Origin of the sequence: Marinilabilia rubra (genome assembly GCF_003121985.1) — a bacterium.
GTDB lineage: Bacteria > Bacteroidota > Bacteroidia > Bacteroidales > Marinilabiliaceae > Marinilabilia > Marinilabilia rubra.
The window spans coordinates 205,133-219,563 of the sequence record NZ_QEWP01000002.1 but is presented as its reverse complement, the minus strand read 5'-3'; the positions used below and the strand labels follow the sequence as shown (position 1 = coordinate 219,563).

The window sequence follows — 14,431 nt, the reverse complement described above, 5'->3', positions numbered from 1 at the left end:
AAATCAAAAAATTATGAGTGAATTAAAAACAAAATACCTCGGTCTTAATTTCAAAAACCCTTTGATTATTGGAAGCTGTGGACTTACCAGTTCAGCAGATTACATCCTGAAAATGATTGATTTCGGAGCAGCTGGAGTTGTTCTGAAGTCCGTTTTTGAAGAAGAGATTATTTTTGAACACGAGAAAAACCTGAAGGAAAGGATTGAGAAGCAGGACAGTAATCTCGAGTTTCTTGATTATCTTGATTATCAGATAAAAGAAAGTGTGCTTAAAAAACAATCTCAGCTAATCAAAGATATTAAGAAAGATGCTGATGTGCCTGTGATTGCCAGCATTAACTGTTATTCAGTCGGGGAGTGGTTTTCGTATGCCAAGCTGCTCGAAGATGCAGGAGCTGATGCTCTTGAGCTCAATCTGTACCGTATTCCTTCAAAAATTAATATTCAGGCCGAAGATATACTTAAAGGGTATTATGAAATTATTAAGCGGGTAAAAGAACATGTTGCGATTCCCGTATCTATTAAAATAAGTCCTTATTTTACTGATATTGGTAATGTTGTGGCTCAGTTTGATATGATTGGCGTGAATGGCATTGTAATGTTCAATAGATACTATAATCCTGATATTGATATTGAGAATAATCGAATAGCATCAGGACCAGTTTATTCCGGGCCCAATGACTATGGAGATTCACTTCGTTGGATAGGACTGCTTAAAGACCAGGTGACCTGCGATTTGAGTGCTTCCGGAGGAGTTCATTCTGCCGATACTATGTTTAAGATGATACTCGCCGGAGCTAATTCCGTTCAGGTAGTGTCTGCCATTTACAAAAACGGGCCTGGCTATATCAGAGATTTATTGTCCGGAGTGCAGAAATGGATGGAGAAGAAGGATCTGAAAAACATTGATGAAGTTCATAAGTATGGCCGTGAGCTTTTGCCTAACCATGGTGAGGTTTTTGAAAGGGCACAGTTTATGAAGTATTTTGGGCAACATGAACAGTAGACAATTATCAATGACCAGTAATCAATTATCAGTAATCATTTGACAGTCTTTTATTGATAATTGTTTACTGATAACTGATAGTTGTTCATTGCTAAAGGATAATTGCTAAAGGATAATTGGTCATTGAAAAAAAAGTGCTAATTTTGCGCCGCATTAGAGTAAAAATAGTGTTAAACTTAATTTTAGAGTTTTATGCAAAACCATTATGAAACCGTTTTCATTTTAACTCCCGTTTTGTCTGATGGTCAGATGAAGGAGACGGTGGAAAAGTTTAAGAACATGATTCTTGAACATGGGGGAGAAATTGTGCACCAGGAGAACTGGGGCCTGCGTAAGCTGGCTTACCCCATCCAGAAGAAATCAACCGGTTTTTACCAGTTGTTTGAGTTCAAAGCCGATCCATCTTTTATTGAAAAGCTGGAAGTTCAGTACCGTCGTGATGAACGCGTCATCCGGTTCCTGACCTTTAAAATGGACAAGTATGCCATTCAGTACAGCGAAAAAAGAAGAAGTACAACCAAAAAAGAAGGAAAGGAGAACTAAATCATGGCACAAAATCAAAGCGAAATCAGATATCTGACCCCTCCCTCGGTTGAAATCAAAAAGAAGAAGTACTGCCGATTCAAAAAGAACGGGATTAAGTATGTAGATTACAAAGATCCTGAGTTCCTGAAAAAGTTTCTGAATGAGCAGGGTAAAATTTTACCACGTCGCCTCACTGGTACTTCTCTTAAGTTCCAGAGGAAAGTTTCTCAGGCAGTGAAAAGAGCACGCCACCTGGCGTTGTTGCCTTATGTAACCGATTTGATGAAATAAACCTAGGAGGAAGTCAAAATGGAAGTAATTTTGAAAGAAGACGTGGCAAAATTGGGCCACAAAAACGATATTGTGACGGTTCGCCCCGGGTATGGCCGCAACTATCTGATTCCACGCGGAATTGCCATCCTTGCCACCGAATCGGCAAAGAAAGTGTTTGCTGAGAATAAAAGACAGCAAGCCCACAAAGAAGAAAAAATACGCAATGAGGCTCAGGAATTAGCCAATAAACTGGAAGGAAAGAAAGTTACTATCGGAGCTAAGACCAGCTCAACAGGTAAAATTTTCGGATCCGTAAACAATATCCAGATTGCTGAAGCTCTCGAAAAAGAAGGCTTTAGTATAGAGCGTAAAAACATCTCTATTGCAGAAGATGCAGTGAAAGAAACAGGTAGCTACAAGGCTGTTGTTAAACTTCACAGAGATGTAAAAGTGGAAATTGATTTTGAAGTTGTTTCAGAATAAATTTCACCTTATTTATTAATTTACGATACGTTTTTCAAACAAATAAAAATGCCTGGTTTTTTAGCCGGGCATTTTTTTTATTGCCAGTTTTTCTGCTTTTTTAAACTGTTAAGAGACTCCAGGAGTTAGTTAGTGCCAGCAAGAAAACTCATGCTTTTCATCTGTGTTTGCATGAAGGCGTCAAGTGGAAGGCTTGCGATGTCTGAAAAGCAGGAGTCCCGATGCTTCGGGATGACTGTTTTGAAGACAAGCATAACGCAGCAAATGGTACTTTATGGACAGAATATAATTAATTATTACTTTTGATCTCTATCATGTAAAAAAATACTTTTATGAAACTTGCAGTTATTGCTCATGACGGAAAAAAGGCCGATATGGTGTTTTTTCTCAATAAACATTACGAATTTTTGCATCAGGCCAATGTTGATCTTATTGCCACCGGAACAACCGGGTTGCATGCTCAAAATGCCGGATTAAAGGTGCAGAGAGTTCTCTCCGGACCAAAAGGAGGAGATGCTCAAATTGCTGCGCAAGTGGCTGAGGGGAAAATTCAGGCGGTGTTTTTCTTTAGGGATCCGTTGGATAAGCACCCGCATGAGCCCGATATTAATATGCTTATGAGGATTTGCGATGTTCATCATGTGCCTTTGGCTACAAACCCCGCCACTGCTGAAATGATGCTTAAAGAATTGGTAAGGGAACAGAGATAAGTTCATCTCTATTCCCTTTGTGGATCAGTGAAGATAGTTTTTTCGCTTGTTGATTCTGCGTCAGTTTATTTGAACCGGATAGCCGGCTTCTCTTTTTTCCGCTTTTTCGAGCCATTCAGGAACGACCGTACTCAGAAATTCTTCTTTTTCCTGATTCATTTTTTTCATATCCATTCCTAAATAGGCCTGAGCCTTAGCTTTTGTGCTGATATCCGGATAGGCTATTGGTTCATTTTGACCCAAATTAGCCAGCACTCTGGATAACTTAATTCTGGCTTCCTGGGCGAGGTTGATGCCATCACCAATAATTCTGCTTATTTCAACCGGATTGTGGAAAGAATTACCATGCCCGGCTGCAGCAAAATCCCAACGCCATTGGGCGTGGCGAATGTCCATGAGAATATCTCCCATTTGTTGGTCGGACGCTCCATAATCCCATGCATGTTTGGCTTCAACATGCGCCCTAACCAATATTTCTTCCAGTTTTTCTCGGTTTCCTGCAATCTGGTCCTGACGCTTGTAAACCGTTTTTACGATCTCTTCCGTTTCATCACGGTGGCAAACCTGACAAGAATTGGCCACGTTATTTAACGGACTCTGGATGTGGTGATCTGTAAATTTTTGGCCACCTTCATTCATGTAAGGCATATGACAATCAGCACAAGCCACGCCACGCGATGCATGAATTCCTGTTGAGTACACTTCGTAATCGGGATGCTGGGCCTTCAACATCGGGGCTTTGCTTAAACCATGCGTCCAATCTGAAAATTCCATGTTGTCGTAATACTCCTCCATGGCTTCAACTGAGAAGCCATTGTCCCATGGAAATGTAAGATAAGGTACGCCTTCTACCTTTTCCTTATTGAAGTAATATTCCACATGGCACTGAGCACAGACCAATGAGCGCATTTCCTGATGGGAAGCCATTGATACATCTTTCCCTTGTCTTTCAAAAGCCTCAATTAGCGCTGGTCGGGATATTCTCAGATTCATTGTTTCTGCATCATGGCAATCGGCACAACCAATAGGGTTGACAATTTGATGGCCCTTTTCCTCCCAGCTGCCTTTGTAAAATTCGGCCGGCCCGATTTCTTTCATTAACCTTGGGACATCGGGACTTTTACATGTCCAACAGGTATTTGGCATCGGACTCTCTTTCCCGTCAATAGGTGCTCCGGTTCGTAATATTTCCCGAATATCATCTATGGCATGATAATGTCCTCTGCCTTGATTATATTCTTTAGAAAAACCATAATCGGCCCACAAAACAACTAATTCCGGTGCCTCTTCAAGCATGTCAATTTTTTTGGCTCCGTTGTATTTGCTTTGGAATGAAGTGTCAGCGGTTTGCATATAAGTTTGGTACTGCCTTGGGAAGTTTTTACCCCAGACTTCGTTTCTGGGTTCGTACTGTCCGTGTTCTACCTGCGGAGTATATGCAAATGTTGCTTCAGCTCTTCTCTCGATGATAGAAGAAGCAAAAAGACCAAGTAAAAATACGACTACTATGGTGGCAAAAAAGATGAGCCATCCAAGCCATGGTTTTTTCTTTATTTTTTCGCTGATTGGTTTCATAATTATATGTTAATGGATTTTTGAATTATTATTTTTCGTTTTCTTCGGTTTTTAGCCAGTCAGGAACCGGACTTTCGGGGAGTGGAACCCTGGCATTGGGTACACTTGAAAGGCTATTGACTCTGCCATGTGGAACTTCCCGGTGACAATCAGTACAATACCGGTTGTTTATGTGTCTGTTCATTTTAGGATGTACTGTTGAAAGGCGGGCATCTGTAATTAGTTCCTCATGACACCTTTTGCAGTTTTGATGCACTACGTCTTTTCCGGACTGTTTGATGAAAATTACCTGAGGTTCAAGTCTGAACGTAAACATAGTGGCATGCCGCATGCCATCTTTTGCCTTGAAGTAATAATGACTAAAAACATTGTCTTGTGGAACATGGCAATCATTGCAAGTGGCCCATTCGCGATGTGAACTGTGATTCCAGGTTGCGTATTGAGGTGCCATAATATGACAATTTACGCAGGTCTCAGGTTTATCAGAAAGATAGGAGGGGGCTTTGCTGATATGGAAAACAAAGGCTCCCAAACCTGTAAAAATGCCCAGGAGAATAATCACAGGGAATTTCCATGGATCCGGAGGAATAAGCCAGCGGATGATTTTTGGTTTTTTCATACCTCGGTTTTCTTTTTTGTATTTTATTGCGGTAATATAATACCTGAATGATTAATGATAAATTTACAAAAAGAGCGAGGTAATGAAAACATAACTATCAATTATGTTGCAATTTATATCTATTCTTAATTATTGTTAAAACCTCCATATATTATTTGGGGGAGATGAGAGATTTTAAAAGAGAATTGGATTTCTTGTAAGTGATGGTGGTAAAAAACACTATTAAACATGCGGTTGTTGGTCAAAAAAAATGCGGCAGGTCAAAACCTGCCGCATCAGAAAATATGAAAGTTTTATAATTTATGCCATCATTTTAGACATGTCCTCTTCAACAGTGGAAATTGGGGCAATTCCAAACTGTTCAACCAATACGTTGGCCACATTAGGCGACAGGAACGCTGGTAATGTGGGGCCCAGATGGATGTTTTTTACTCCCAGTGAAAGCAATGCCAGTAGTACGATTACTGCTTTTTGCTCATACCAGGCAATGTTGTAAACAATAGGCAATTCATTGATGTCATCCAGGCCAAATACTTCTTTAAGTTTCAGAGCAATTACTGCCAAAGAATAGGAGTCATTACACTGTCCGGCATCCAGAATTCTTGGAATTCCCCCTATATCACCAAGTTGCAGTTTATTGTAGCGATACTTTGCACAACCTGCAGTAAGAATTACTGAATCTTTTGGCAGTTCCTCAGCAAAGTCGGTATAATAGTTTCTGGAATTCATTCTTCCATCACAACCCGCCATCACAACAAATTTCTTAATGGCTCCTGATTTGACAGCTTCAACTACTTTGTCTGCCAGGGCAAGCACCTGGTTGTGTGCAAATCCACCTACTATTTCTCCGGTTTCAATCTCAGTAGGAGCGGAACATTTTTTTGCATGCTCAATGATAGCCGAGAAATCTTTGGGTTGACCATTCTTTCTTTCAGGGATGTGTGGACATCCGTCAAATCCTGCAGCGCCTGTAGTGTAAACGCGATCTTTGTAACTGTCTTTTGGAGGAACAAGGCAATTGGTTGTTAGCAATACCGGGCCATTGAAGCTTTCAAACTCTTTGGTCTGTGCCCACCATGAATTACCATAGTTTCCTATAAAGTGTTTGTACTTTTTAAAAGCCGGGTAATAGTTGGCAGGAAGCATCTCACTGTGAGTGTAAATATCCACTCCCGTGCCATCTGTTTGTTTCAGAAGCTCTTCAAAGTCTTTGAGGTCGTGACCGCTAACCAAAATACCAGGATTGGTGCCAACACCCAGATTTACAGAAGTAATTTCGGGATGACCGTAGCTTTCGGTATTGGCCTTGTCAAGAAGTGACATTACTTCTACACCATATTTTCCGCACTCCAATACCATTGGAAGTAATTCATCAACTCCTAACGTTTCATCTACAGATGCCACTAAACCTTTTTTCATAAAGGCATTTACTTCAGCGTTGTTGTAGCCCAGATTGTAAGCATGTTCTGCGTAAGCCGCCATGCCTTTTAAACCGTAAGTAAGCAGTTCTTTGAGAGAACGAATGTCATCATCTTTGTGGCTTAGAACCCCAACTTTTGCGCTTTTTTCTTCCATTTCCTCTTCGGAATCGGTTCGCCATGCTGCACATTCGGGCGCGTTTTTCGGAGTTTCTCCAAGCTCTTTGATCAGCTCATCCTGTACTTTAAAACCTTCACGGCTTTTAGCGATGATTTTGTTACGGTCAAAATTTGCATTGGTGATGGTGATAAACATGGAATCGATGATGTATTTTTCAGCATCAGGATTTTTGATGCCTGCCTTATCCGCTTTTTGACTCCACCAGGCAACTCCTTTAGTTACAAAAAGAAGTAAATCCTGAAGGTTAGCTACATCAGATGTTTTTCCGCAAACACCTTTTATTTCGCAACCTGTGCCTTTGGCTGCTTCCTGACATTGATAACAAAACATACTCATAATATAAGAATTTTGTGATTAGATAATTGTCTTTGAATTATTGGATCAAATGCAAAGAGGGTTAAAAAGGAAAATGTGAATTCACTGATTAAACCATTGCATGTTTATTATATTTTTTGAGATTATTTCCTTTAAGGTAATGCTTAAATGTTCATATATCAAGAGAATATATGAGTTTGAATTTAACGTTTAGTGATTTAAAGATTCGTAAACTGATTGATGATTATTGGTCACCTGTCATTGTTTAAACCCACTCCTCACTTAATGTTTCTCCTGCTACAGAAATTACAAGCTTTTTGATGGGTACCTTTCTGGAAGCCATACTCGAGGCTCGTTGGGCAATCTGTAGTAATCCACCGCAACAAGGAACTTCCATCATTACCACGGTAAGCGTGTTTATTTGGGCTTCATCAATCAATCGGATGATTTTCTCCATGTAGATTTCCATGCCGTTGTCAAGCTTTGGACAAGCAATACCTAAAGTTTTTCCTTTTAGTAATTTGCTATGAAAATCGCCCATTGCAAAGGCCACACAATCTGCGGCCAAAACCATGTCACTGTTTTTAAAATAACCGGCAGCAGGATTTATAAGATGCATCTGAACCGGCCATTGACGAAGTTGAGAGGGAACATCCTGTGTAGCTTCACTGGTTGGTTTTTGTGGTTCAGGCTGGATGGTTCTGCTTTGAGATCCGGGGCAACCTCCTGCGTGGGCATGATTCATTACTCCAATTTTTGGTTTGTGCATTTCACGAATTACTTCATTCAAATCGAATGGCAGTGTTTCTTTATTGGCTCTCATATATTCAATGGCCTCTTTCATATAGCCCGTTTCATTATGGTCTCTTAAATGCTTTAAATGGGCAACAACTGTGTTTTTTCCTTTGGGGATAATGAGTTGGATGGCTTTTACCTCATCGTATGGCTCTGCTTCCCGCTTCTCAATTGTAATGGCTCCCTGAGGGCAATGACCGATGCAGGCACCAAGTCCGTCGCATAGAAGGTCACTAATAAGTCGTGCTTTCCCGTCAATCATCTGTAAGGCTCCTTCGTGGCAATTTGGTATGCAATTACCACATCCGTCACACAACTCTTCATCTATTTTTACGACTTCTCTTATCATGATCTTTGTTTTTGTTAGTTTTATCTGATGACAAATTAAAGGACTTTTGTCTCCTTGTTTTGTAACAATTGTTACATTTGAGAAATTTTTTTGTATTTTTTCCTGGATATTTCTCAGTAGGAGAAGAGGAGCTTTGAACAAAGACTATTTTTTAGAGAGAAACCATGGAGACTATTCTATCAAAATCACCATTATTTGCAGGGCTGAAAGAAGAGCAAATTGAAAATCTGTTTGCTAAGATTGTTTTTCAGACGCGAAAGTATGATAAAGGCGATCTAATTGCTTCGGGTGGCGATGAATGCCGTTCATTAATGATTGTTGTAAAGGGAAGCGTAAAAGGAGAAATGGTTGATTATTCCGGTCGGGTGTTGAAAATTGAGGATATTCCGGCTCCTCGTCCTTTGGCAGTGGCCTTTCTTTTTGGTAAGAATAACCGGTTCCCTGTGACTATAAGTGCCAACGAATCTACCGAATTACTAATTATCCCTAAACAATCTGTGGTGTTTCTGATGCAAACAAGTGAAACGTTTCTGACCAATTTTATGAATGCGGTCTCAAACAGAGCGCAGTTTATATCGGGTAAACTACGTTTTTTATCATTTAAAACACTTAAAGGAAAGCTGGCGCACTATTTAATGGAGCTTGATCGTCAGCAAAAGCAAACCGGAGAAATTCAGTTGATGCGCACTCAGGAAGAACTCGCCGAATTGTTTGGAGTGGCTCGTCCTTCGCTGAGTCGTACTCTAAGAGATTTTCATCATCAGGGGTTGATCAAAGCCAGCGGTCGGAAAATTAAAATTCTGAACCGGGAGGGGCTTCTTGAAGATGCTTTTGATTAGGGCGATGTATTTGATTGTTATGGTGTGCATTGGAAGAGGGTGTGATCGGTGGATTTTTTTATAGGTTTGATTTTAGAAATTAGAGATTGGAAGTTAGAGGTTAGAAGGTGAAGGTTAGAGGGGGTGCGCTTATTCTTGCGCAGGTTTTGGAGATTTATAATCCCGTAATAATTTCACAAATATTGGGTAAAGAGTTTTTTGTGTGTTGTTATGGTTGATTGCAGTGCCGGGGTAATAAAATTTGTTGGGTCTTTCCATTTCTGCGTTTGACTTTTTTTACCAGGCTTGCGGGAGATGATATATTGACTTGAGAAAGAAACAAAATTCAGATTAGCAATGTTAAAACACCATGCAAAATAGAACGGAATTATCGCCCAAAACCTCCCAACGAAATTTTTATGCCTTCTTATGGCATGCATCCCTCCTGGCATTTGCCAAGAACTTTATGGATGTGGATACGGTATTGCCGGCAATGCTGATTGAGTCGGGAGGAACTTCATTCCATGTGGGGATTATGACTGCGATATTATTGGGAGGAGTGCGTGTAGCTCAGTTGTTTTTTGCCCCCTATATCAGTAATAAACCTTACAAGAAAAAATTTCTTTTACTGGGGATCAATTCCCGGATACTCTCCATTCTTGCCCTGGGAGGTATTATCTTTTTTATGCAGGCCAGCGATGCAGGCATCGTCTTGTGGATGATATTTCTGTTTATCTCTATATTTGCTCTGGGTGGGGCTTTTGCCAATGTAAGCTATATGGACATTATAGGGAAGTCGGTCCTTGAAAAAAAACGAAAGACATTCTTTTCGACCCGGCAAATTCTTTCGGGCGGTATTGTATTGATTTCTGCTTTTATGGCCAGAAAAGTTCTTGCTTTTGAAAGTTACCCGGTTAACTATGCATACCTGTTCATGGCAGGGGGATTTTTTCTTTTGTTGGCGTCTTTGGGCTTTTGGCGGTTGAAGGAAGAATTGGCTTCTTCTTTAAAGATCAGAAATTCCGGTGATTTTTTCAGATTGATGCGGAAAGAAATAAAGGAGAATAAAAGTTTGCCTTATTTTATGGGGTTTGTTAACAGTCAGGGAATAGCCGTGGCTTTTTTGCCTTTTGTAATACTGTATGGAAAGGATATACTGGGGACTGAAGCTGCAGATACAGGGAATTTTCTGGTGTTTAAAGTGATAGGGATCGTTTTGGTTAGTGTTTTGATTGCTTTTGGAGCCAACCGGGTAAAGTATAATTTTCTGCTTTATGGTAATGTGTTGCTTTCGGTTTTCATGGCTGTATTTACCCTTTTTAGTAATAATGCCTTTATGCTTCAGTATGTATTCCTTATTGGCGGTATTGTTTTTGCCCTCTACAATATTACGATGAACGGGTTGTTGCTCGAGGTTTCGGGTAGAGAAAACCGGGCTTTGTACGCCGGAATATCCGGTGGAGGAAATGTTCTACCGGTGATATTCCCGTTGGTGGGAGGATGGATTATTGATCAGTTTGGTTTTAGTCTTTTTGTCGGGCTTTTTATTTTCTTCTCTCTTTGTTCTATTTATTTCATATACAAGATTGATTGCCGGAAATGATGAACTTTAGTTTTTAACCCGAAATTGGTTATTCGCCATAAGCAAGACTTTCCTGATGGATTTCAATCCATACTTAGTCTTCAAAAAAAAAGGTTTTTCTGCAGGACAAGTTAGAATTTTAAATGGCTGTAGTTTAAAAATGCGTTTTTGCCTTTAGACATTACATAGTGCAAGACCTTGCAAGGACAAAGTCACCATATTAAAGTAAAAAGGGCATCATTGGTCCTCCTGAAAAGGTAGTACCGAATTAGGTCTGGCGGATTCCGATCCGCCACCAGAGGTAAAACGGCGGATTGGCTTCGGCTCTGCCGCTTTCCCAGAAAGAATCCGCCGCGCCTGATCTTCCATTGGTAAGGTTCGATCCCCAAAAACACGCAAAAATAAACTTAAGCCTTTCAAATCCCTCCGGTTGAGAGCAATTCTTTTAATAGCGGATGACTTTGTCCGAAAAAATCAAACAACTATCTTTGCCAAAAACTATTTTGCTTGTATAAAGAAAAATGCAGGCTTAGCGCAAAAAGATAGAAAATGTTTTTACATAACCGTTTAGGACCATCCGAGCTAAAAGCAAGACTCTCGGCAGAGAAATTTCAGCGATGTACTGTTTCTTTTTACAGATATGTCAAGATTGAAAACCCTCAGGAATTGAGGGATGAGCTCTACCTGTACTGGGACCATATGCAATGCTACGGACGTGTTTATATTGCACATGAAGGCATTAATGCTCAGATGAGTGTTCCCGAACACTTTGCTGATGATTTTATAACCCATTTGGAAACAGTACCCGGTATGAAAAATATGCCAATGAAGTGGGCTGTAGAAGATGATGGTCTGTCATTTCTGAAATTGGTGGTAAAGGTACGCCCCAAAATTGTAGCAGACGGATTGAAAGATGAGGTGTTTGATGTCACCAATGTGGGCACGCGATTATCTCCAATGGAATTTCATGATATGGCGCAGCAGGATGATGTGATAGTGGTAGATATGCGGAACAGTTACGAGAGTGAGGTGGGGCATTTTCAAAAGGCCATTTGTCCCGATGTAAGTACTTTTCGTGAGGAGGTGGAAATAGTAGTTGATCAACTTCAGAATCAAAAAGACAAGAAAATATTGCTTTACTGCACCGGAGGCGTTCGTTGCGAAAAGGCCAGCGCATGGATGCGCCACCATGGGTTTTCGGATGTTAACCAGCTACACGGCGGAGTGATTGCCTATTCACATGAGATAAAAAAGGCAGGACTGCCATCTCAATTCATTGGAAAGAACTTTGTATTTGATGACAGACTTGGAGAGCGAATTACTGAGGATATTATCAGCCATTGTCACCAATGTGGTAACCCTTGCGACCATCACACCAACTGCACTTATGATCCCTGTCACAAACTCGTTATTCAGTGCGATGTATGTGCTGAGAAATATGAAGGCTGTTGCAGTGATGATTGTTACCACAAATTTGCACAGGAGAAAGATAGTACTGCGGAAGGTAAGGTTGAGGTTAAGGTTGAGACTGAAATTTAGGTTAAGATTAAAGCCAAGACTGAGATTAAGGCTGAGTAATTGGATTTCCTGATTCATTAACATTGATGTCCGGTTAAAATAGTTCTATTAGCTGCCAATTTAGTGAATGTTAATTTTTTTAATAAGACTGACTCCTGTAAGGGCTTGGATTTCGCATTAAGAAAATCTCGTCAAGAAAATCAGACTGTTTTTCGTTAAGAAATCCGGACTGTTTGAGCGAAGCGAGTTTCCGGATTTTAGTAAAACATTCTGATTTTTTCCCGATTATAGTTTTGTAAGCTTTTGGCAAAAAAAGCCAAAAGCAATAAAAACTTATTTCGGGATTATTTAAGCGACGGCATTTTTTGTTTCCTTTTTTTTGCTGTAGAAAAAAAGGAAAAGCCAGCGCGGCTTGAGCGCAAAAAAGAAAATCCTATTCTTTTACCCGACAACAGTGATTCATTAATAAGAATTGAGATATTTTTTTTAATGATTGATATGGTTTAAATCCTTATGTGCCTTATGTGGTTCAAATAGACAATTGATCAAAACAATATGCCAAATACAAATACTAATTTCTGGAATACCACCAAGCGTCCTCTGGTTATGCTTGCTCCAATGGAAGATGTAACCGATACAGCCTTCCGCCAATTGGTGCTGCATAATACCCACCCGGGCAATCTGGATGTGATTTTTACTGAGTTTACCTCTACCGATGGACTCTGCCAACCGGAAGGTCGAAAAAATGTGGGCCAAAGATTAGTGGTTTCAGAGACAGAAAGGGAGCTTCTGAGAGAAAAAGGGGTGAAGATTGTAGCTCAGATATGGGGCAATAACCCCGAAAAATATTATGAAGCGGTTAAGTTTATTGATCAAAAATACGATTTTGATGGTATTGATATCAATATGGGTTGCCCTGTTCGCAATGTTGTTGCCCACGGTAGTTGCTCAGCATTGATCGATAATGAGCCTCTGGCAGGGGAAATAATTCAAGCAACCCGTGAAGCCACTTCATTACCGGTCAGCGTCAAAACACGCATTGGTCTCAAAAAAGTGGACACCGAACGCTGGATGAAATTCCTGTTTCGCCAGCCTTTGGATGGTGTTATTCTGCATGGCCGGATTCAAAAACAAATGTCAGAAGGGCAAGCCGACTGGAACGAAATCGCCAAAGCCTCTGCCATACGGAATGAAGTAGCTCCTGACTTACCGCTTATTGGTAATGGTGACGTTTTTTCGTTGGACGATATTCCCGGGCGTTGCAAAAACTTCAAAACCGACGGTGTGATGATAGGTCGCGGCATCTTCAGAAATCCCTGGATGTTTATGTCTCCTCTCTCTGAGGTTGACATCCCAATGAGACTCCATACCCTTTTGAAACATCTTCAGCTCTATAAAGCAGCCTGGGGCAATACCCGTCCATTCCCTATCTTAAAACGTTTTTTTAAGATTTACATCTCCGATTTCCCTGGTGCTGCTGAGTTGCGCAAAGAGTTGATGGAGACGAATGGCTTTGAGGAGGCAAGGAGAGTTGTGGAGAGGGTGGAATGGTAGGATGGTAGAAGGTGGAAAGGTGGGATGGCATGGAGCATTGGACATGGAGAGGGGCTGAATGACCTCTCAGGCGCGGCGGATTCCGCTCCGCCGTAATAGATGGTGGATCGGAATCCACCATACCTGTGGAGGTAAGGCACTGGTAACGTAACAAGCCGCGGAGCGGGGACCGGGTTGTAGAAAGTTGTCAATAATAACACAACAAGCTGCGGAGTTTCGGCGCCAAAGGAGCAGAGCTATCTGCCACCGCTCCGCGGTTGGTTGCGGCGCTCCCCCCGGCTCCCCCTGGCTTGTATCGAGGGGCATTTGGGATCTCGTCTTTGACGAGTTGTTTAAATAATTTTACTCTCCTGATATTAGAAGTGTCGTCACAGACGACGAAGGATACGCCCCCTCGTTGCAAACAAGGGGGAGTGTGAAAAACAGCAGAGCGGCGATCTATTATTCCCTTAACCTGCTTTATTCATGAATTATCGTTATGAGATGTTCAAATATCAAGAAATACAATCAACCGCAGATAAAGTGGATGTAGGAAATAATGAAACGAGCAAGTTTGCGAGTTCAATACGACCATAAAAATAAGCGTATTAATTATTTTCAAATCCATTTTATTGAGGACGGTTGTATTTTGCCGATAGTTGGACATCGGAATAGATTATTTGTGAATAATATAGGTTAAATGCCTCATCTGGTTCAAATCCTTATGTGCC

General features: G+C 40.8%; 13 protein-coding genes. 9 read left to right on the top strand and 4 right to left on the bottom strand.

The features are described 5' to 3' along the window. Positions 1–13: 13 nt before the first annotated feature. From DDZ16_RS03715 to DDZ16_RS03695, 5 genes are all read left to right on the top strand, one after another. Positions 14–1,006, top strand: coding sequence for a dihydroorotate dehydrogenase-like protein (locus DDZ16_RS03715; RefSeq protein WP_109263085.1), 993 nt, complete (start codon positions 14–16; stop codon positions 1,004–1,006). Positions 1,007–1,198: 192 nt separating this feature from the next. Next, complete coding sequence (gene rpsF / locus DDZ16_RS03710; protein ID WP_109263084.1) at positions 1,199–1,549, top strand: 30S ribosomal protein S6; 351 nt, start codon at positions 1,199–1,201, stop codon at positions 1,547–1,549. A gap of 3 nt (positions 1,550–1,552) precedes the next feature. Continuing rightward, complete coding sequence (gene rpsR, locus DDZ16_RS03705; protein WP_010663642.1) at positions 1,553–1,822, top strand: 30S ribosomal protein S18; 270 nt, start codon at positions 1,553–1,555, stop codon at positions 1,820–1,822. A gap of 18 nt (positions 1,823–1,840) precedes the next feature. After that, positions 1,841–2,287 (top strand): 50S ribosomal protein L9, encoded by a 447-nt coding sequence (gene rplI, locus DDZ16_RS03700; RefSeq protein ID WP_109263083.1) that lies wholly within the window; start codon positions 1,841–1,843, stop codon positions 2,285–2,287. Between the two features lie 332 nt (positions 2,288–2,619). Continuing rightward, positions 2,620–2,997, top strand: a complete 378-nt coding sequence (locus DDZ16_RS03695) for a methylglyoxal synthase (protein WP_109263082.1) — start codon at positions 2,620–2,622, stop codon at positions 2,995–2,997. Positions 2,998–3,057: 60 nt separating this feature from the next. Here DDZ16_RS03695 and nrfA read toward each other — a convergent pair whose 3' ends face one another. From nrfA to DDZ16_RS03675, 4 genes are all read right to left on the bottom strand, one after another. Continuing rightward, positions 3,058–4,572: an ammonia-forming cytochrome c nitrite reductase gene (nrfA, locus tag DDZ16_RS03690; RefSeq protein WP_109263081.1), complete on the bottom strand. Its 1,515-nt coding sequence runs from the start codon at positions 4,570–4,572 to the stop codon at positions 3,058–3,060. Positions 4,573–4,600: 28 nt separating this feature from the next. Next, positions 4,601–5,191 carry a cytochrome c nitrite reductase small subunit gene (nrfH, locus tag DDZ16_RS03685; RefSeq protein WP_109263080.1) on the bottom strand — a complete coding sequence of 197 codons (591 nt, stop codon included), beginning with the start codon at positions 5,189–5,191 and terminating at the stop codon, positions 4,601–4,603. A 300-nt stretch (positions 5,192–5,491) separates the two neighbouring features. Further along, positions 5,492–7,126, bottom strand: a complete 1,635-nt coding sequence (hcp, locus tag DDZ16_RS03680) for a hydroxylamine reductase (RefSeq protein ID WP_109263079.1) — start codon at positions 7,124–7,126, stop codon at positions 5,492–5,494. A 244-nt stretch (positions 7,127–7,370) separates the two neighbouring features. Continuing rightward, positions 7,371–8,249: an ATP-binding protein gene (locus DDZ16_RS03675; RefSeq protein ID WP_109263268.1), complete on the bottom strand. Its 879-nt coding sequence runs from the start codon at positions 8,247–8,249 to the stop codon at positions 7,371–7,373. Positions 8,250–8,413: 164 nt separating this feature from the next. On the opposite strand from DDZ16_RS03675, the gene DDZ16_RS03670 reads away from it, so the two are divergent. The 4 genes from DDZ16_RS03670 (at position 8,414) to DDZ16_RS03645 (ending at position 13,721) form a co-directional block, all read left to right on the top strand. Continuing rightward, positions 8,414–9,088, top strand: a complete 675-nt coding sequence (locus DDZ16_RS03670; protein WP_109263078.1) for a Crp/Fnr family transcriptional regulator — start codon at positions 8,414–8,416, stop codon at positions 9,086–9,088. A 349-nt stretch (positions 9,089–9,437) separates the two neighbouring features. Further along, entirely contained in the window at positions 9,438–10,670 is a 1,233-nt protein-coding gene (locus DDZ16_RS03665) for an MFS transporter (RefSeq protein ID WP_109263077.1), read from the top strand. A gap of 528 nt (positions 10,671–11,198) precedes the next feature. Further along, positions 11,199–12,188, top strand: a complete 990-nt coding sequence (trhO, locus tag DDZ16_RS03655; RefSeq protein WP_109263075.1) for an oxygen-dependent tRNA uridine(34) hydroxylase TrhO — start codon at positions 11,199–11,201, stop codon at positions 12,186–12,188. Between the two features lie 534 nt (positions 12,189–12,722). Further along, complete coding sequence (locus tag DDZ16_RS03645; protein WP_109263073.1) at positions 12,723–13,721, top strand: tRNA dihydrouridine synthase; 999 nt, start codon at positions 12,723–12,725, stop codon at positions 13,719–13,721. Positions 13,722–14,431: the final 710 nt, after the last annotated feature.